The organism is Microbacterium sp. NPDC055910 (assembly GCF_042271185.1).
Taxonomy (GTDB): domain Bacteria; phylum Actinomycetota; class Actinomycetes; order Actinomycetales; family Microbacteriaceae; genus Microbacterium.
In genome coordinates this window covers 23698-43389 of the sequence record NZ_JBHJZS010000027.1, presented here as the reverse complement: position 1 = coordinate 43389, position 19692 = coordinate 23698, and the positions used below count along the sequence as shown (strand labels likewise).

Here is a 19692-nt window from a genome sequence, read left to right as displayed (position 1 = left end):
TCCCGAGGACGACCTCGAGGCGACACGGCTGGTCGCCCGGCGCGGGGCCGAAGCGGCCGCACCGGTCGATCCAGGAGACGCCGGAGCGGACACCGACCTCGATGACGCGACCCGGCTCTCGCGCCGCGCCGCGCGGGAGGAGGCTGAGATCGCCGGTCCCCGGCGGACGACAGCCGGGGACCTGCCCGAGGTCGATCCCGACGAGGGATCGACCGTCGTCGTGCGACGCGAGTCGCGGCGTCGCGCCGACCTCGCCGCAGCGGGCCACGAGGCGATCGAGGACACCGTGCTCACACGTGGACACGGCCCGTCCGTGCCGGGAGGCGCCGTCCGGTCGGCGCCCCGCCGCGAGGAGACCGCGCCTGCCGTGACGTACGGTCCGCGCGCCGCGGAGCCCGCACGCGTGACGCGCGCGGCGGCACCGGTGCGCAGCCCGCAGCAGCCCGTCGACACCGACTCGCTGACCGCGCGGCGGCGGCGTCTGGCACGCCGACGTCTCGTGGGGACGATCGTCGTGGCGGGGTTCGTCGCACTCGCCGCGGCGGTCACGCTGGGCGTGATCCTGCTGGCGGGCGCGGGATGACCGCCCGCCGGTTTTCCGAAGTCGGCGCGCTTCGTGAGAGTGTGGGGCGGTCCGTGCGCCCGCATCGTGCGCACCGTGATCTGATGCTGCCGTGATGCGAGGAAGACGATGACACAGGCTGACGTGCCCACGGGCGAGTTCGACGACTCCGATCCCGCCGTCGCTGCGGCCCTCGGGCTCGTGCCCGCCGGCGCCGGCATCCGCTCGCTCGCCTTCGCGATCGACGTCGCGCTGTGGGCGATTCCCGCCGCGGTTCCCGTCGCCGGCGCGGTGCTTCTGGTGACCGGGACCGCGCCGCTCGTGCCGATCATCCTGCTCGCCGCCGGCGGGTTCCTCACGACGCTCTTCGTCGTCATCCAGCTCATCGTGCACGGGCGTCGCGGTGTCACCGCGGGCAAGGCCATGCTGCGCCTGCGTTCGGTCTCGGCCGTCGACTACGGTCCTCCCGGTTTCTGGCGAGTCGTGCTGCGCGCACTCGTCCTGTGCGTCGGCAACATCGCGGTGCTCATCGGACCCGCGATCCTCTTCGCGTCCGCGCTGTGGGATCCGCAGGCTCGCGGGCGCAGCATCCTGGATCGTGTCGGCGGATGCTGGGTGGTCGACACCCGCGCCGGCATCGACCCGTTCGACGCCAAGGCGATGCGTCACGCGCGCCGCACGCTGCGCGGGCGCCCCGACGACAGCGAGGACCTGCCCTCGATGGCCACGGGGGTCGGCGCCGCCGATGCGCTGCGGATCCTCGGGGCCCGCTCGCGCGCGGGCGTCGTGGGCTCGGGCAGCACCGGTGCGCAGTGGGCCGCGCGGGACTCGGCTCCGGTCGGCGTCATCGACGCGGTCCCCGACGTGTCCCGGCCCGCCCCCGCCGAACCGTCCCGCGACCGAGTCGCCGCGGCACCGGCCGTCGCGACTTCGGCCGCCGTGGCACCGCCCGTCGCGGCTTCGCCCGCCGTGGCACCGCCCGCCGCGACGCCGCCCGTTGCCGCCCCGCCCGCGGCCGCAGAGGCGGTCGGCAGCCGTCGGGGGCGACCGACCGTGCGCTTCGACGACGGCTCGACGATGCGAGTCCCCGCGCTCGCGCTGATCGGCCGCGATCCCGAAGCCGCCGCGGGCGAGCACGTCGACGCGATCGTCCAGCTCGACGATCCCGAGCGACTCATGTCCAAGACGCACGCCGCGTTCGGTCAGGACGCCGACGGCGTCTGGATCGCCGATCGCGGGTCGCGCAACGGCACGCAGCTGCGCTCGCCGGGGGGCGACACCGTCCCGGTGCCGGTCGGCGAGGCCATGCGCGTGCCGCTCGGCTGGACCGTGCACGTGGGTGGACGCACATTCGACGTCGTCGCGAGAGGTGCCGATTCGTGAAACTCAAGCTCAGCCTGCGCCGCGGGGTGGGCACGTCGGTCGACGTGCTCGTCACGGCGGATTCCACCGCGACCGTGCAGGACGTCGCGCGCGAGCTCTCCGACGGCGACTCGCTCGCCCAGGGAAGCGCCGTCAACGCGAGCGCCGTGCCGACGCTTCTCGTCGCCCCGCCCGCCGGCGAGCCCGTGCACCTCGACCCCGCGACGCCCATCGGCGACGCCCCGATCGGATCGGGCTTCGCGGCGTCCGTCGTGCCGGCCGCGCCCGGTGCCGACGGCAGCACCGCGACGGCCGCGGTCATGCACATCCTGAACGGACCCGACGCGGGACGCACCGTGCCGCTCGCCGCCGGCAGCACCGTCATCGGCCGCGCGGCGCCCGCCGAGCTCCTGCTCGACGATCCCCTCGTGTCCAAACGCCACGCGCGCGTCGACGTCGACCAGGGCATCGAACTGGTCGACCTCAACTCGGCCAACGGCCTCATCGTCGACGGCGGCCTCGTGCAGCGCGTGCGGGTCATCCCCGGTCAGCGCATCACGATCGGCGCGACCGACGTGTCCTTCACGCTCGCCGAGCGCGTCGCGACCGACGACGCCCTCGTGCTCGAGCGCGGCGGCGCGCTCATGTTCAACCGCTCCCCGCGCGTCGAAGACCGCTACGCGGGCGAGGAGTTCCGGCATCCGATCATCCCCAATGAAGCAGACCCGCGGATGTTCCCGTGGCCGATGATCATGGCGCCCGTGCTGCTGGGACTCGCGATGTACGCCATGACGCAGCGTCCGACGTCGCTGCTCATCGTCGCGATGGCGCCGCTCATGATGCTCGGCAACTTCATCGGGCAGCGCACGCAGCAGGGCAAGAAGCTCAAGCTCGAAATCGAGACCTTCGAGACGCAGCTCGACGAGCTCGACGAGAATCTCGCCGACGAAGAGCTCGTCGAACGCGAGCGCCGGCGCGCCGAGGCCCCCGCGACGGCGGCCGTGTACGAGAACGCGATCTCGCTCGGCCCCATGCTGTGGACGCGTCGTCCGGAGCACTGGAACTTCCTCGGCCTGCGGCTGGGCGTCGGCACGGGAGACAGCCGCAACACCGTCGGGCAGCCGAACGACCAGCGCGGGATCGCCCACTACTCGCACCAGGTCGAGGTCGTGCGGCAGCGCTTCGCGCGCATCGACGACGTGCCCGTCATCGAGCTGCTGCCGTCGGCCGGTGCCATCGGCATCGCCGGCACGCGCGAACTGGCGGCCGACGTCGTGCGCGGCCTGGGCGTGCAGCTGTTCGGCCTGCACGCGCCGAACGAGGTCATCACGGCCGCGATCGTCGACCCGAGCTGGACGGCCGACATGGAGTGGATGAAGTGGCTCCCGCACACGACGAGCCCGCGATCGCCGTTCGCCGAGATGGCGCTCGCCGACAGCCAGTCCGCCGGCACGGCGCTGCTGAACGGTCTCGAAGAGGCGATCCTCGAGCGGCTCTCGGGCTCGGCGACGCGACGCGGACCTCTCTCGGCGAAGGACACGTCGATGGCGCTCGGTCAGCACGTCGGCGAGCAGAGCGGCGGATCGGACAAGATCGGCGACGTGTCGCTCGTGCTCTTCGTCACGCACGACGCACCCGTCGACCGTCCGCGACTGACGCAGGTGATCGAGCGCGGACCGGATGCCGGCGTGTACACGATCTTCGTCGCCCCGACGGTGGAATCCCTGCCGGCGGCCTGTCGCACGTTCATCGACGTGACCGAGGGTCTCGAGCGCGCGCACGTCGGCTGGGTGCGCGCGGGTGAGCGCGCCGTCGACGTCGAGATCGAGGGCGTCTCGCGCGACTACGCCGAGATCTTCGCCAAGCGGCTCGCGCCCGTCGTCGACTCCAGTTCCGTCGCGGCGGACTCCTCCGACCTGCCGGCGAGCGTCTCGCTGCTGCGGCTCATCGGGAGCGACCTCGCACAGGAGCCGCAGGCGGTCGTCGAGCGCTGGCGGCAGAACAACTCGATCATCGACCGCACGCGCGGTCCGCGACCGCGCCTGAAGCGCGCGGGCACGCTGAAGGCCTACGTCGGTCAGGGCAGCCCCGACGCCATGACGCTCGATCTGCGGACGCAGGGTCCGCACGCCCTCGTCGGCGGCACGACCGGCTCGGGGAAGTCCGAGTTCCTGCAGGCGTGGGTGCTCGGCATGGCGGCCGAATACAGCCCCGACCGCGTCACGTTCCTGTTCGTGGACTACAAGGGCGGATCCGCGTTCGCCGACTGCGTCGAGCTGCCCCACACGGTGGGACTCGTGACCGACCTCAGCCCGCACCTCGTGCGGCGGGCGCTGACGAGCCTGCGCGCCGAGCTGCATCACCGCGAGCACCTGTTCAACCGCAAGAAGGCGAAGGACCTGCTCGAGCTCGAGAAGCGCCAGGACCCCGAGACGCCGCCCGCCCTCGTCCTGGTCATCGACGAGTTCGCCGCCCTCGCGACCGAGGTTCCCGAGTTCGTCGACGGCGTCGTCGACATCGCCCAGCGCGGTCGCTCGCTCGGCATCCACCTGATCATGGCGACGCAGCGGCCCGCGGGCGTCATCAAGGACAACCTGCGCGCCAACACCAACCTGCGCGTCGCGCTTCGCATGGCGGATGCTGCGGACTCGAACGACGTCGTCGGCGATGTCGTCGCGTCGACCTTCGATCCCTCGATCCCCGGGCGCGGCATCGCCAAGACCGGACCCGGCCGGCTCGTGCCCTTCCAGTCGGGATACGCGGGAGGCTGGACCACCGACGAGCCCGATCGCGCGCAGGTGCGCGTGGCCGACCTGCGCTTCGGCTCGGTCACCCTGTGGGAGTCCGATGCCGAGGGCGAATCCGACACGCACGACGAAGACCTCGGCCCCAACGACCAGAAGCGGCTCGTCGCGAACCTCGTCCGCGGCGCCGCCGAGGCGGGCATCCCGGTTCCGCGTCGGCCATGGCTCGACGACCTCACGACGACGATCGACCTGCGGGACCTGCCGCTCGACGGCGACGAGCGCATTCCCCTCGGCCTCGCGGACATCCCGCAGCGGCAGCTGCAGGAGGCCGTGTTCTTCGCACCGGACACCGACGGGCACATGCTCGTGTACGGCACGAGCGGCGCGGGCAAGAGCGCCGCGCTGCGCACCGTCGGGATCGCGGCGGGCGCGCGTCCTGATCTGGCCCGCACGGCCGTGTACGGCATCGATTTCGGAACCGGCGCGCTGCGCTCGCTCGAGATCATGCCGCACGTCGGCTCGATCGTCTCGGGTGACGACGCCGAGCGTGTGCAGCGACTGTTCCGCACGCTGCGCGGCATCCTCGACGACCGTGCCAAGCGCTATTCCGCCGTCAACGCCGCGACGATCACCGAATACCGCCAGATCACGGGCGACGTGGCCGAGCCGCGCATCTTCCTGCTGCTGGACGGCTTCGGCGTGTTCAAGCAGGACTGGGAGACGACGTCGGCCCGTGCGCCGTTCTACGCGATCTTCATGCGGCTCCTCGGCGAAGGACGCCCGCTCGGCGTGCACGTGGTCGCGACGGCCGATCGCTACGGCGCCGTGCCGACGGCGGTGAGCGCGAACGTGACCAAGCGCATCGTCCTGCGCATGTCCGACGAGAGCGCCTACGCCATCCTCGGCGTCGCCAAGGACGTCCTCAACGAGCGCAGCGCGCCCGGGCGCGCGATCGTCGACGGGCTCGAGACGCAGGTCGCCGTCATCGGGGGCACGTCGAACGTCGCCGAGCAGAACGCGGCGGCCGAGGCGTTCGCGGCCGCGCTGCGGCAGGCGGGAGCGCCCGAGGCCAAGAACATCGGGGCGCTGCCCACCGAGCTCGACGCGGCCGAGCTTCCCGAATGCGTCGGCGAGCTGCCGACCCTCGGCATCGGCGACGACACCCTGGGGCCCACCGGCTTCGAGCCCGTCGGCACGTTCGTCGTCGCCGGGCCCCCGCAGAGCGGAAAGACGACGGCCCTGCGCGGGATCGTCGCGGGGCTGGAACGCTTCGACCCGGCGGTCGAGCTCTTCCACATCGGCGGACGGCGAGCCGCGCTGCGATCGTTCCGCCCGTGGCGGCGCGCGGCGACGGGGATCGACGACGTGCGCACTCTCGCGAAGGAGCTCAAAGAGGTCGTCTCCGACGAGACGATCCCCACGCGCATCGCGATCGTCGTCGAGAACGTCACGGAGTTCGGCGACACCGATGCCGAGCGGCCCCTCAAGGAGCTCTTCCAGGCGATCAACCGCAGCGACCACTTCCTCGTCGCCGACGGCGACGTCTCGCAGCTCAGCAGCGGGTACGGCCTCATCGGCGAGCTCAAGGCCGGGCGCCACGGCATCGCCCTGCGTCCGGACACCTACGACGGCGAGTCGCTGTTCAAGGTGGGCTTCCCGAAGGTGCAGCGTCACGAGTTCCCGCCCGGCCGGGGGCTCTTCGTCGAGAACGGACGCTTCGTCACGGTGCAGCTGCCGCTGGTCACCGACTGAGCCCAATGGGGATTCCTCCCCATAGGGCACGGGGGAGCAGCTCGGTTACCCTGATTGTCGACCGGGGGGTGCTCGGTCCCAGTGACCGAAAAGGTGGATGATGGCTGATTTCAAGGCTTCTTATGGCGAGATGGACTCGATGGCGGGCAAGCTCGAGACCGGTCGCGAGGAGATCGGGGACGTGCTGCGTCGCCTGAAGGCCGATGTCGATCGCCTCCTGGGCGATGACTTCAAGACCGAGCACGCGTCGGGCAAGTTCGGCGAGGGCTACAACGAGCTGACGACGGGTCTGGAGAAGGCCATCGAGGGCATCAGCGACATGGGCGAGTCGCTGCGCAAGATGATGCAGGCCATCAAGGACACCGACCAGGCACTCGCCGGCAACTGAGAATCCTCGACGGATGCGGCGGCGTGAAGCCGTCGCATCCGTCGCATCCGGGGGGAGCTGCGCATGACGAAGGTCATCGTCGAGTACAGCGTGCTCAACGAGCTCAATCATTCGCTCAAGCAGATCATCGTCGAGTTCGAGAAGGCCGAGGGGCGCGGCGATGCGCTCGAGGGCCAGATCGGCGCGCCGTACGGCAAGACGCGGCTTCGCGACGAGGCCGCCGAGTTCGAAAGCGGCTGGAACGACCGCCGACGCGTGCTGAAGGAAGATCTGCTCACGATCCAGGACCGCGTCGAGAGCACGGGCCGGGAATGGGCGAACTGGGACCTCGAGGCGTCGAAGAGCGGCGGGGTCGAAGTGAACGAGGTCGACACCATGCCGAGGGTCAACTGACATGGATCTGACTCCGAAACGACGGGTCATCGAGGTGCTCACCGGTGACGCCGACGGCATCGAGGCCCGCGGCAAGGACGTCAAGAGCCTGGGCGATCAGATGATCGGATCGGCGGGCGTCCTCGAGGCGATCGCGGGCGGCGCCGACGGTCAGGAGGGCCTTTCGATCGAGAAGATCCGCGAGGTCGTCGGCGACATCCACCAGGAGCTGCGACTGGCGGGGGAGCGGTACACCCCCACGGGCGATGCGCTGGTCGTGTACGCCATCCAGCTGCGCGCGAGCCAGCAGAGCATCTCCACGGCGGTCACGAACTGCACCGCATCGTGGAGCACTCTGCAGGCGAAGGAGCAGGAGCTCAGCAGGCTCGACCCCTTTCCGGGACTGCTTCCCCTGCCGATGCCTGAGGATCCGACGCCCGAGCAGCTGCAGCGGCAGGAGGACATCGCCTCGGCGCGGACGGCCGTCGGCTGTGCGCGCAACGCCTTCGTCACCGACGCGCAGGCTTTCGACACCGAGTACGACACGTGGGAGGCGGCCTTCGATCAGGCCGCCGATTCGATCGGCGACGCCACCGAGGGCGGCATCAGCGATGCGTGGCACGACAACATCGCGGCGGCGGTGGACGGCATCCTCGTCGTGCTGCAATGGGCGGGCGTCGTGCTCGCCGTGCTCGCGTTCGTCGTCGGCGGGCCGATCATCGCGCTGCTCGGCACGCTCGTGGCACTGGCCACGCTCGCCGCGACGATCTTCAAGGCCGCTCGAGGCACCGCCACCGGGTGGGACCTCGCTCTCGCCATCATCGGGGTGATCCCCTTCGGGTCGATCGCGAAGTTCGCGAACGGCAAAGCCGGGGTCGTCGCCTTCCTCGACGACATGATCGGCGGATGGGGCACGTCGGCGGGCCGCACGGCGATCGGAACGGCCTTCCGGAACATCGGCACGGGGTGGAGCAGTGCGTCCGGGTTCTTCCCCCGCCTGACATCGGCCTTCGGCGGCGCGAACGCGATCGATGACATCGCTGCGCGACTGATGGGGTTCGGCGACGCCGCCGAAGCACTGTTCGCGACGGGCAAGGGCGGCGGCTGGGGTATCGCGGGCACCGTCTTCGGCCACTACGGATGGGTCATCAACACCCCGGCGGGGATCGTGCTGCAGGGCGTCGACGTCGTGCAGCAGTCGCAGGCCCGGACGGATGGCCGGCGGCACGCCGACAACATCGAGACGTGGGAGACTGAGCTCGTCGACGCGTGAGCGCGCCGTGCTCGGTGTCACGGAGAGGATCCGACGATGACTGCGCGCACCTACGCCGAAGACGTCGTCGCCGGCCGCGCCGACTTCTCCTGGTCCGGTCTCGAGAACGCCGCCTACGCGGGGTCTGCCGATGTGCAGGCGCTGCTCGCGCAGTCGCAGGAGGAGTGGCGGCGTGCACCGCGTGACCCCGCGCGAGCCTGGCTCGACGCGCTCCGCGCGATCGTCGAGTTCTGGCCCATCGTGGCTTTCGGGCTCGTCGTCGTGCCCATCCGCCTCGATGGTGATCCCGCACCCGCCGCGATCGTCGCCGGTGTCGGCGGCATCGTCTACATCGTGTCGCGGTGGCTCTGGTGGCTCCGCCCGGGAGCCGACGTCTCGGCCTCGGCGGCGCTGCTCTCATTCGCCGGCGCCGCGCTCGCCGCCGTGACGGCGGGGCTGTTCCTGTTCATCGCGCCCTGGGTGCCCGCGAGCGGCATCTGGTTCGCGATCTTCGTGCTCATGGCTCTCGCCGGCGCCGTGACCGGCGTCGTCGTGACGATCCGCGGGCGCCGGCACGGACCGCACCCCGCCCCGAGCGCGCTCGAGCGCGCTCGACGCATCCATCGGGCCCTCCCCGTCGAGCGGCGCGAGGCCGTCAAAGGCGATCTCGCCGCGGCGCTCGTCGTGCTCGAAGGGGCGGGTGTCGTCGATGCGCGAGATGCCCGGCTGGCCGCCCACACTCAGCCGCTGCTGCTCACGCGCGCCTTCGCGCTGCGCGAGCACCGACCGACCGTCGAAGGAGCACAATCGTGAGCGATCTGCGCGCAGAACTGCGCGGTGAGCCGGCACCGCCGATCCCCGAATTCGCCGTCGTGGTGCCCAGCGGGTGGGACGAGTTCGCGCCCACCGACGCCGCGCAGACCGAGCTGCTCGACAAGGCGATCGAGCGTGCCCGGCAGGCGCACCGCCCCGATCTCGCGGCACAGCTGCGCGCCTATACGGGGCGAGCCTTCGCGGGGATGCGCTCCGCCGAGACGCTGCGCTTCTACATCCAGACCGATTCCTGGAGCGACGACGTCGTCCTGCCGCTGTCGATCACGGCGAGTCTGCGGCGCCCTCCGGCCGGTTCGACGCTCGATGCCGTCGTGACCGACCTCATCCGCACGAAGGGCGCGGTGGCGCTCTACGACGACAAGCGCTTCGTCCGGTGGCAGTCCCGCTCGACCCTGGGGCTCGGTGCGGGGTACGTCCAGCAGCTGTCGACGGCGTACCTCACGCCCGTCCCCGGTGCGCAGCGCACCGTCGCGCTGCAGTTCACCGCCGTCGTCGCCGCGCCCGCCGATGACACGGTCGACCTCGAGACGCCGTTCGTGCGGTCGATGTTCGACCTCACCGACGCCATCGTCTCGACCCTCGTCTGGCACACGACGTGAGGCTCGTCTACGAGGCCGAGCAGCGATTCTGGCTGCACATCCCCACGGGGTTCCCCACGAGCCGGTTTGCGGGCATCGCGGAGTGGGAAGCCGACGTCACCGAGCGCTACACGGAGTCGAAGCCGGATGCCGCACCCGAGGAGGTGCGCACGGTCCTGGGCCTCGCGCGGGATGCGCAGCGTGCCCTGTCGAGCACGGCGCTGTTCGGGCTGCAGTTCGCGCCGATGCCGGCGCCGATGGCCGTCACCTTCGAGGTCGAGGTCGGGCCGCCCCTGAGCGACCCCGACGCGCAGCTCGAAACGCTCGTGGGTGCCGTGCCGCTCGCTCTGCCGCCCGTGGTCGATGCGGTCTCGGCGCCGAAGCTCGGCGAGGGCGTCATCGCGCGGTTCATCGCGGCGGGCGACGACCGCAATCCCCGCGCCGGGATCGGTGCCTTCGTCGCCGGCGAGACGGTGGGGGTGCGGATCCTCAGCCGGGCGACCACGACCACCCTCGTGGGGCTCGTCGACGCACGCCTGCGCGACCTCGTCGAGTCCTTCCGCATCGAGGTGGACGCCGACTGAGATCGGTGTTTGCCGAGCCCCGGCATCCCGCGTATCATTGATCGGGTGTGCGCATTGCGCGCCGTCCACTGTGCCTCGGCGCGGATGGCGGCGGGTGACGTGCCGCATCTCAGGGACCGACCTGCGAACAGGTCGCCCCCACGGCATATCCACCAACGACTCGCGTCAGACCATTCTGGCGCGCGGTGGGTCCGCGTGAGTCCGCAGCGTCACGAATCGAAAGATCCGGATGCCGCGGGTTGAGACCACGACGCTGTCACCGTGCAGCACAACAAGGAGAGAACGTGCCAACCATTCAGCAGTTGGTTCGCAAGGGGCGGACGCCGAAGGTCTCGAAGACCAAGGCTCCCGCGCTGAAGGCGAACCCGCAGCAGGCGGGTGTCTGCACCCGCGTGTACACCACGACCCCCAAGAAGCCGAACTCGGCGATGCGCAAGGTCGCCCGTGTCAAGCTCCGCAACGGGACCGAGGTCACCGCCTACATCCCCGGCGAGGGCCACAACCTGCAGGAGCACTCGCTCGTGCTCGTGCGCGGCGGTCGTGTGAAGGACCTTCCCGGCGTGCGCTACAAGATCGTCCGCGGCGCCCTGGACACCCAGGCCGTCAAGAACCGTAAGCAGGCTCGCAGCCGCTACGGCGCGAAGAAGGGTTGAGTTAGATGCCTCGCAAGGGACCCGCCCCGAAGCGCCCCGTCGTCAACGATCCGGTCTACGGTGCACCGATCGTCACGCAGCTGGTGAACAAGATCCTCGTCGACGGCAAGAAGTCGCTCGCCGAGTCGATCGTCTACGACGCCCTCCGCGGCGTCGAGGCGAAGAACAGCCAGGACGCCGTCGCGACGCTCAAGAAGGCGCTCGACAACGTCCGCCCGACCCTCGAGGTCAAGTCGCGTCGCGTCGGCGGCTCGACCTACCAGGTGCCGGTCGAGGTCAAGCCTCACCGTGCCAACACGCTCGCCCTGCGCTGGCTCGTCAGCTACGCGAAGGGTCGTCGTGAGAAGACGATGACCGAGCGTCTGCAGAACGAGATTCTCGACGCCTCGAACGGCCTGGGTGCCGCGGTCAAGCGCCGCGAAGACACCCACAAGATGGCCGAGTCGAACCGGGCGTTCGCGCACTACCGCTGGTAAACCCTCGACAGGCTCGGGGCCGGACGCAACCCGTTCGGCTCCGAGCCCGTCGAAGGGTCGGACTCCACGACACAACCCGACCGCTCCACAAGATAAGGACACCCCGTGGCACAAGAAGTGCTCACCGACCTGAACAAGGTCCGCAACATCGGCATCATGGCGCACATCGATGCCGGCAAGACGACGACGACCGAGCGCATCCTGTTCTACACGGGCGTCAACCACAAGATGGGTGAGACGCACGACGGCGGTGCGACCACCGACTGGATGGAGCAGGAGCAGGAGCGTGGCATCACGATCACCTCCGCCGCCGTCACCTGCTTCTGGAACAAGAACCAGATCAACATCATCGACACCCCCGGCCACGTCGACTTCACGGTCGAGGTCGAGCGGTCGTTGCGCGTGCTCGACGGCGCCGTCGCCGTCTTCGACGGCAAGGAGGGCGTCGAGCCCCAGTCCGAGACCGTGTGGCGTCAGGCCGACAAGTACGACGTTCCGCGCATCTGCTTCGTCAACAAGATGGACAAGCTGGGCGCCGACTTCTACTTCACGGTCGACACGATCATCAACCGCCTCAAGGCGAAGCCCCTCGTGCTGCAGCTGCCGATCGGCGCCGAGAGCGACTTCCTCGGGGTCGTCGACCTCGTCGAGATGCGCGCGCTCGTGTGGCCCGGCGACGCCAAGGGCGACGTGACGATGGGCGCCAAGTACGAGGTCCAGGAGATCCCCGCCGACCTCGCTGACAAGGCCGCCGAGTACCGTCAGAAGCTGCTCGAGACCGTCGCCGAGACCGACGACGCGCTGCTCGAGAAGTACTTCGGCGGCGAAGAGCTCACGCTCGCCGAGATCAAGGGCGCGATCCGCAAGCTCACCGTCGCCGGCGACATCTACCCCGTGCTGTGCGGCTCGGCGTTCAAGAACCGCGGCGTGCAGCCCATGCTCGACGCCGTCGTGGACTACCTCCCCTCGCCCCTGGACGTGCCCGCCATCGAGGCGCACGACCCCAAGGACGAAGAGATCGTCATCGAGCGCCACGCGAACAAAGACGAGCCGTTCGCGGCGCTGGCCTTCAAGATCGCCGTGCACCCCTTCTTCGGCCGCCTCACGTACATCCGCGTGTACTCGGGTGCGATCGACTCCGGCGCCGCGGTCGTGAACTCGACCAAGGGCAAGAAGGAGCGCATCGGAAAGATCTTCCAGATGCACGCCAACAAGGAGATGCCGGTCGACTCCGTCACGGCAGGCCACATCTACGCCGTCATCGGTCTGAAGGACACGACGACCGGTGACACGCTCTCGGATGCCGCGAACCCGGTCGTCCTCGAGTCGATGACGTTCCCCGAGCCCGTGCTCGAGGTCGCGATCGAGCCGAAGACGAAGGCGGACCAGGAGAAGCTGGGTCTGGCGATCCAGAAGCTCGCTGAGGAGGACCCGACGTTCCGCGTCGAGCAGAACGCCGAGACCGGCCAGACCGTCATCAAGGGAATGGGCGAGCTGCACCTGGACATCCTGGTCGACCGCATGAAGCGGGAGTTCAAGGTCGAGGCCAACGTCGGCAAGCCGCAGGTGGCCTACCGCGAGACGATCCGCAAGACCGTCGAGCGTCACGACTACACCCACAAGAAGCAGACGGGTGGCTCGGGCCAGTTCGCCAAGATCCAGTTCGCGATCGAGCCGCTCGAGGTCACGGCCGAGAAGACGTACGAGTTCGCGAACAAGGTCACCGGTGGCCGCATCCCGCGCGAGTACATCCCCTCGGTCGACGCGGGCTTCCAGGACGCGATGAATGTCGGCGTGCTCGCGGGCTACCCGATGGTCGGCGTCAAGGCGACCCTCATGGACGGTGCCGCGCACGACGTCGACTCGTCCGAGATGGCGTTCAAGATCGCCGGGTCGATGGGCTTCAAGGAGGCCATCCGCAAGGCGAACCCCGTCATCCTCGAGCCGATCATGGCCGTCGAGGTGCGCACGCCCGAGGAGTACATGGGCGACGTCATCGGCGACCTGAACTCGCGTCGTGGCCAGATCCAGTCGATGGAGGATGCCGCGGGCGTCAAGGTCGTGCGCGCTCAGGTGCCGCTGTCCGAGATGTTCGGCTACATCGGCGACCTGCGTTCGAAGACGTCGGGCCGCGCCGTCTACTCGATGGAGTTCGACAGCTACGCCGAGGTTCCGCGCAACGTCATGGACGAGATCGTCCAGAAGACCAAGGGCGAATAACCCTACGGATGCCGCCCCGGTCCCTGAGCTCGTCGAAGGGCCGGGTCGGCATCCGCACAACTTCATATCGAACCAGTCATTAGACTGATCACCATCCCCGTAGAGAACCGGTCGCAAACCAGTGCCCGGACGCTCTACATGAACGTCCTGAGGAGGACCCAGTGGCCAAGGCCAAGTTCGAGCGGACCAAGCCGCACGTCAACATCGGAACGATCGGGCACGTCGACCACGGCAAGACCACGCTGTCGGCCGCGATCTCTAAGGTGCTCGCTGACAAGTACCCGTCGGCCACCAACGTGCAGCGTGACTTCGCCACCATCGACTCGGCTCCCGAAGAGCGTCAGCGTGGCATCACGATCAACATCTCGCACATCGAGTACGAGACCCCGAAGCGTCACTACGCGCACGTCGATGCGCCCGGTCACGCCGACTACATCAAGAACATGATCACCGGTGCCGCCCAGATGGACGGCGCGATCCTCGTGGTCGCCGCGACCGACGGCCCCATGGCGCAGACGCGTGAGCACGTGCTGCTGGCCAAGCAGGTCGGCGTGCCGTACCTGCTCGTCGCGCTGAACAAGTCCGACGCCGTCGACGACGAAGAGATCCTGGAGCTCGTCGAGCTCGAGGTCCGCGAGCTGCTCTCGAGCCAGGACTTCGACGGCGACAACGCGCCGGTCATCCGCGTCTCGGCGCTCAAGGCGCTCGAGGGCGACGAGAAGTGGTCGCAGTCGATCGTCGAGCTCATGGAAGCCGTCGACGAGAACGTGCCCGACCCGGTGCGTGACCGCGACAAGCCCTTCCTCATGCCCGTCGAGGACGTCTTCACGATCACCGGTCGTGGAACGGTCGTCACCGGCCGCGCCGAGCGTGGCACGCTCGCGATCAACTCCGAGGTCGAGATCGTCGGTCTGCGTCCGACGCAGAAGACGATCGTCACGGGTATCGAGATGTTCCACAAGCAGCTCGACGAGGCCTGGGCCGGCGAGAACTGCGGTCTGCTCCTGCGCGGCACCAAGCGTGACGACGTCGAGCGCGGCCAGGTCGTCGTGAAGCCCGGTTCGGTCACCCCGCACACGAACTTCGAGGGCACGGCGTACATCCTCGCCAAGGACGAGGGCGGCCGCCACAACCCGTTCTTCACGAACTACCGCCCCCAGTTCTACTTCCGCACCACGGACGTCACCGGCGTCATCACGCTGCCCGAGGGCACCGAGATGGTCATGCCCGGCGACACCACCGACATGTCGGTCGAGCTGATCCAGCCGATCGCCATGGAAGAGGGCCTCGGCTTCGCGATCCGTGAGGGTGGCCGCACCGTCGGCGCCGGCACGGTCACGAAGATCCTGAAGTAACGTCGCAGCACCGTAAAAGGCCCCTCGGACTCCGGTCCGAGGGGCCTTTCGCATCCCCGCCGGCGCTCGATTTGGCGTTTGCGCTTCGATGTCCTAGTGTCATCGTCAGTGTCTCGTCGACGCGGATCCGGGGGGCCGGCGCCGCACGATGTCGAAGGGTCATCACTGGGGAGTAGAGCTCGTCCACCGTGGGGGTGGGATCGAGTCTTGGCCTGCTTCCCGTGCAACGCGCTTTTGGGGAGCAGCATGCACAACGAGGTTCCAACGCGCCGTCAGCGACGTACGCGATCGCGGATCAATCGACGCGCGCGCCACACGACGGCCATGATCCTCGCGGCGGTCGTCGTCGCGGGAACGGTCGCGGGCGGCTTCACGCCGGCCATCGCGACGACGCTCGATCCCGAGCAGGCTCCGGTGGTCGCGACTGTCACCGACCTCGAGGTCGCCGACACCGGTGCGGCCCAGCCCGAGGCTGCGCCGCCCGCCGATGACGCCGGCATCGCCATTGCGGCGGACGAGGCGGCGATCGCCGAGTCGACGGACGACGCCGTGGTCCCCGAGACCGACCTCGAAGCGGTCGCCCCCGAGGCCGCGGCCGCGAAGACGGGCGCGTCCGGCGCGGTGAGCACGTTCGCTGCGGGACCGATGCCGATGTGCCAGTCGAACTACGTGTACTCGGTCTCGAGCTCCGGCACCGTCCGTCAGATCGTCAACGGCAGCGGGAACAACACCGCCGCCGTCACCACCTTCGGCAGCTGGCCGGGGAGCTTCACGGGGGTCAACAGCCTCGCGATCGGCCCGAACGGCAGCGTCATGTACGCCATCAACCGGTCGGCGAACAACAACGCCGCCGACGTCCTCAACGTCCTGCGTTACACGCAGGCCACCGGAGTCTGGGAGACGCTGCCGAACACGGGGCTCACGACCGGCAACAGCACGTCGCTGGTGGCCGGTGCCGTGAACCTCGCCAACGGCCGCTTCCTCATCGGCGGGTTCGATTCGGAGTACCGCGGCATGCCGTACTTCCGCAACGAGTACCGCTTCATGCTCTACGAGTTCGACCCGGTCCGCTATGCGGCGGACCCCGCGACGGCGTATCGCACGCTCGGCTACTTCTGGACCGGCGCCACGACCGGGCAGCAGAACGGCGACATGGCCTTCGACTCCTCGGGCAACCTCTACGTCGTCCGCAGCGATGACTCCGGCACGACGAACATCTTCTCGGTCACGGCGGCGACTCTCGCCGCTGCTCAGGGCGGACTGCTCACGCGGTCGCAGACGAACGCATCGGACGGCATCCGGATCTCGGCCGTCAACGGCATCGCCTTCGAGGCGGACGGCACGATCTACCTCGGTAACGGCACGACGATCGAGCGCTACAACCCGACCACGTGGCAGCGTCTGCAGCGCGTCACGACATCGCTGAGCAGCAGCACGGACCTCGCAGGCTGCAACTCGCCCGCCAACCTCACGGTGCAGAAGAACGTCGTCGGCCGCGCCGCTCCCACCGACCAGTTCCGGCTCGAGGTCGGCTCCGGCAACACGGTCGTGGCGACCGCGACGACCGTCGGCACCAGCACGGGCATCCAATCCGAGCAGATTGGTCCGATCCCGGTCGTCGCCGGGGCGGAGTACCGCATCGCCGAGACGATGGCCTCGGGCTCGGCGACCGACTACGCGTCGAGTTGGACCTGCACGCGCGACGGCGCCGTCGTGGCATCCGGCCAGGGGGCCTCGGGCACGATCAGGATCCCGAGCGTCAACGGCGCGAGCGTGGCGTGCGTGTTCACCAACGCTCCGCTGGTGACGCCCGTGACCATCACCAAGACGGTCCTCGACGACCGCGGCGAGAACCCGCGGCCGGGTGCCGGCTGGACGATGGGTCTGTCCGCGACGGCGACGGGCGGCACCGTGACGAAGGTCGCGGGCAACACCCCCGAAGGCACGACGAATGCCGCAGGCGCGGCATCCTGGACCCTCCGCTACGGCTCGAGCGCGGCGCGCGCGACGTTGTCGGTGTCCGAGACGCAGCAGGCCGGCCACGAGTTCGTGAGCGGCCAGTGCACCGTCACTGCACCGTCGGGCGCATCCTCGACCATCACGCTGACGAGTGAAGCCGCCCAGGCGATCGGCGATGTCGCACCCGGCTCGACGGTCCAGTGCGCCTACGTCAACAAGCTCAAGCCGACCTCGCTGACACTGGTCAAGAAGGTCGAGGGCGACGCCGATCCCGCCACCTGGACGCTCACGGCGCAGGCGCTCGCGCCGTCGGGTGCGCTCCCGGGGCCGAGCGGGAGCTCCGGAACGGACGCCGCGACGGCCGCTGTGACGGCCGGCGTCCCGTACGCGCTGTCCGAGGACGACCCGGTGGCGACGTACGTGCGACACGGGGAGTGGACCTGTCTCGATCAGGACGATGTCCTCGTCGCCGTCGACGGCGACACCGTCACGATCCGCGAGGCAGGCGACCAGGTCACCTGCACGATCACGAACGCCACGGCGCGCCTCACCATCCTCAAGCACGTCGTCGACGGATCGCAGCTCGACCCGGCCGACTTCACGCTGACCGCCACACCCGCCGCCGGCCCCGCGCTCGAGCCGGTCGCCACTCGCGGCACAGCGTCCATCGCGGATGCCGACACGTTCGAGGTCCGCCCCGATCACGCGTACACGCTCGCCGAGTCGACCGATTCCGCGACGATCGCCTACCGAAACCTGGCGCTGCAGCGACTCACGCCGGGCGGCGACCCGGCCGTGGACGCCGACTGGACCGACGTCGACGCCGCCGCGATCACGATCGCACCCGGCGAGCACGCCACCTACCGCTTCGTCAACGACCGGATTCCGGCGGTCGTGCTTCCTCTCACGGGTGGCACGTCGGCCGACATGTTCCTGATGCTGGGCGCCGCCATCATGGCAGCCCTCGCGGGACTCGGAGTCTGGCACGCGACCCGACGCGCGAAGAGCGCATCATGACCCGGCCGAGCAGGATCAACGGCCACACCACGCAGTACACAACTGGGGGAGAAAAAGGAAACATGAGTACATCCATCACCAAACGACTCGCCGCAGGGGCGGTCGCGCTTGCGCTCGGTCTGACCGGCGCGGTCGCCATCTCGGCGCCGGCGGCTGCAGACAACGGCGTCGGAAACATCACCGGCACGCAGGGAACGCTGACGATCCACAAGTACGAGCGCGCCGTCGACAGCCCGCTCGACCCGGGCACGGGTCAGGCCATCCCCGGCTTCACGGGTGAGGGCCTCGACGACGTGACCTTCACGATCCAGCGCGTCCAGACCGGTTCGCTGCTGACCGCGGCCGGGTGGAACGACGTCCAGGCGATCGCCGACGCAGCCGACCCCATCGCCGCTGCGACCGCCGCGGGCCTCACCGCGGCCGGAAGCGTCACGACGTCCGGTGGTGGCGTCGCGACCGCGACTCTGCCCTACGCGCTCTACCTCGTCACCGAGACCGCGACCGCGAACACCCCGTCGACGATCACCGGCGTGGCCGCGCCGTTCCTCGTCACGATCCCGTTCCCGACGGGCCCGGACGCGCAGAACCCGAACGAGTGGATCTACGACGTCCACGTCTACCCGAAGAACGCCGTCACCGGCCTCGAGAAGGACGTCGTCGCCCCGACCGAGGGTGAGCTCGCCCACGGCGACCTGGTTCGCTGGGCGATCAAGGCCGACGTCCCCGTCCTCGGCGCGGACGAGTCGTTCGACACGTTCACGGTGAGCGACGTCGTCGACTCCGCGCAGCTCGCGTTCGTCACCGACGCCGAGGCCGGCGACCTGGGTGTCCAGCCCACGACGGTCGTCGTGACCGACGCGTCCGGTGCCGCTGTGTCGCTGACGGCGGGCACGGACTTCACGATCACTCCGAGCCCCGCAGCGGGCGACACGCTGACGGTCACGTTCACCGAGTCCGGCCGCGCTGCGCTCGAGACGTCCGCCCAGGGCGGCCAGGTGACCTTCACGGTCCTCACGCGTGTCCTTTCCGTGCCGGCCGACGGCATCCTGACGAACGACGCCGTGAGCGTCGTCAACGACGGTGAGAACGAGACCAGCACGACCACGACCGTGGGTCAGCTCGGTGTGTTCAAGTACGCCGTGACCGCGGGCGGCGCCCAGCAGGCGCTCGAGGGCGCGACCTTCGCGCTCTACCGCGACGCCGACCTGACCCAGCCGGTCACGGTCGCCGGCGAGTCGGAGTGGACGAGCGACGCCGAGGGCCTGCTGAGCATCCCGGCTCTGCGCCCGGGCACCTACTGGCTCGTCGAGACGGCGGCGCCCGCGGGCTACGTGCTCGACGCGACGCCGCGCGAGGTCACGATCGTGGCCGGTGCGACCACCACGACGGTCAACTACGTCGAGGTCGAGAACGAGCAGGTTCCCGCGTGGGAGCTGCCGCTGACCGGTGGTGACGGCGCCCTGTGGTTCGGCGTCGGCGGAATCGCGCTCGTCGCGGTCGCAGCCGGTGCGGCCGTCCTCGTGGCACGTCGCCAGAAGGCCCAGGCCTGATACGCCGGGTTCGTCGCCCGGCGATGAACCC

15 protein-coding genes are annotated in these 19692 nt (G+C 69.6%); all 15 read left to right on the top strand.

The annotated features are described in order from the left end of the window. Positions 1 to 583: hypothetical protein (locus tag ACFC3F_RS11550; RefSeq protein ID WP_376129564.1), on the top strand; the 583-nt coding region annotated here is incomplete at its 5' end. A gap of 108 nt (positions 584 to 691) precedes the next feature. After that, positions 692 to 1945 carry an RDD family protein gene (locus ACFC3F_RS11545; RefSeq protein ID WP_376129561.1) on the top strand — a complete coding sequence of 418 codons (1254 nt, stop codon included), beginning with the start codon at positions 692 to 694 and terminating at the stop codon, positions 1943 to 1945. Next, positions 1942 to 6423, top strand: a complete 4482-nt coding sequence (locus ACFC3F_RS11540) for an FtsK/SpoIIIE domain-containing protein (RefSeq protein ID WP_376129559.1) — start codon at positions 1942 to 1944, stop codon at positions 6421 to 6423. The genes ACFC3F_RS11545 and ACFC3F_RS11540 overlap by 4 nt, the downstream gene beginning before the upstream one ends. Before the next feature lie 100 nt (positions 6424 to 6523). After that, positions 6524 to 6811 carry a WXG100 family type VII secretion target gene (locus ACFC3F_RS11535; RefSeq protein WP_376129556.1) on the top strand — a complete coding sequence of 96 codons (288 nt, stop codon included), beginning with the start codon at positions 6524 to 6526 and terminating at the stop codon, positions 6809 to 6811. Positions 6812 to 6874: 63 nt separating this feature from the next. Then, positions 6875 to 7204, top strand: a complete 330-nt coding sequence (locus tag ACFC3F_RS11530) for a hypothetical protein (protein WP_376129554.1) — start codon at positions 6875 to 6877, stop codon at positions 7202 to 7204. A 1-nt stretch (position 7205) separates the two neighbouring features. Then, on the top strand, positions 7206 to 8456 hold the full coding sequence (locus ACFC3F_RS11525) for a hypothetical protein (RefSeq protein WP_376129551.1): 1251 nt from the start codon (positions 7206 to 7208) through the stop codon (positions 8454 to 8456). A 36-nt stretch (positions 8457 to 8492) separates the two neighbouring features. Next, complete coding sequence (locus ACFC3F_RS11520) at positions 8493 to 9248, top strand: hypothetical protein (RefSeq protein WP_376129548.1); 756 nt, start codon at positions 8493 to 8495, stop codon at positions 9246 to 9248. Beyond that, the gene (locus ACFC3F_RS11515) at positions 9245 to 9868 is read left to right on the top strand and encodes a hypothetical protein (protein ID WP_376129546.1); all 624 of its coding nucleotides are present in this window, start codon (positions 9245 to 9247) and stop codon (positions 9866 to 9868) included. Before ACFC3F_RS11520 ends, ACFC3F_RS11515 begins: the two co-directional genes overlap by 4 nt. Beyond that, on the top strand, positions 9865 to 10431 hold the full coding sequence (locus ACFC3F_RS11510) for a hypothetical protein (protein ID WP_376129543.1): 567 nt from the start codon (positions 9865 to 9867) through the stop codon (positions 10429 to 10431). Before ACFC3F_RS11515 ends, ACFC3F_RS11510 begins: the two co-directional genes overlap by 4 nt. A 284-nt stretch (positions 10432 to 10715) precedes the next feature. After that, positions 10716 to 11084, top strand: coding sequence for a 30S ribosomal protein S12 (gene rpsL, locus ACFC3F_RS11505; protein ID WP_067194597.1), 369 nt, complete (start codon positions 10716 to 10718; stop codon positions 11082 to 11084). A gap of 5 nt (positions 11085 to 11089) precedes the next feature. Beyond that, positions 11090 to 11560: a 30S ribosomal protein S7 gene (gene rpsG, locus ACFC3F_RS11500; protein WP_150893261.1), complete on the top strand. Its 471-nt coding sequence runs from the start codon at positions 11090 to 11092 to the stop codon at positions 11558 to 11560. A 105-nt stretch (positions 11561 to 11665) separates the two neighbouring features. After that, on the top strand, positions 11666 to 13780 hold the full coding sequence (gene fusA / locus ACFC3F_RS11495; RefSeq protein WP_376129539.1) for an elongation factor G: 2115 nt from the start codon (positions 11666 to 11668) through the stop codon (positions 13778 to 13780). 161 nt (positions 13781 to 13941) lie between these two features. Further along, entirely contained in the window at positions 13942 to 15135 is a 1194-nt protein-coding gene (tuf, locus tag ACFC3F_RS11490; RefSeq protein WP_376129536.1) for an elongation factor Tu, read from the top strand. A gap of 324 nt (positions 15136 to 15459) precedes the next feature. Then, positions 15460 to 18111: an LPXTG cell wall anchor domain-containing protein gene (locus tag ACFC3F_RS11485; protein ID WP_376129533.1), complete on the top strand. Its 2652-nt coding sequence runs from the start codon at positions 15460 to 15462 to the stop codon at positions 18109 to 18111. 62 nt (positions 18112 to 18173) lie between these two features. After that, entirely contained in the window at positions 18174 to 19661 is a 1488-nt protein-coding gene (locus ACFC3F_RS11480; RefSeq protein ID WP_376129531.1) for a SpaH/EbpB family LPXTG-anchored major pilin, read from the top strand. Positions 19662 to 19692: the final 31 nt, after the last annotated feature.

Coding starts and splice junctions, on each gene's coding strand:
- ACFC3F_RS11530 (WP_376129554.1), top strand. CDS start 6,875: ATGACGAAGGTCATCGTCGAGTACAGCGTGCTCAACGAGCTCAATCAT.
- ACFC3F_RS11525 (WP_376129551.1), top strand. CDS start 7,206: ATGGATCTGACTCCGAAACGACGGGTCATCGAGGTGCTCACCGGTGAC.
- ACFC3F_RS11520 (WP_376129548.1), top strand. CDS start 8,493: ATGACTGCGCGCACCTACGCCGAAGACGTCGTCGCCGGCCGCGCCGAC.
- ACFC3F_RS11485 (WP_376129533.1), top strand. CDS start 15,460: ATGATCCTCGCGGCGGTCGTCGTCGCGGGAACGGTCGCGGGCGGCTTC.
- rpsG (WP_150893261.1), top strand. CDS start 11,090: ATGCCTCGCAAGGGACCCGCCCCGAAGCGCCCCGTCGTCAACGATCCG.
- ACFC3F_RS11535 (WP_376129556.1), top strand. CDS start 6,524: ATGGCTGATTTCAAGGCTTCTTATGGCGAGATGGACTCGATGGCGGGC.
- ACFC3F_RS11545 (WP_376129561.1), top strand. CDS start 692: ATGACACAGGCTGACGTGCCCACGGGCGAGTTCGACGACTCCGATCCC.
- ACFC3F_RS11480 (WP_376129531.1), top strand. CDS start 18,174: ATGAGTACATCCATCACCAAACGACTCGCCGCAGGGGCGGTCGCGCTT.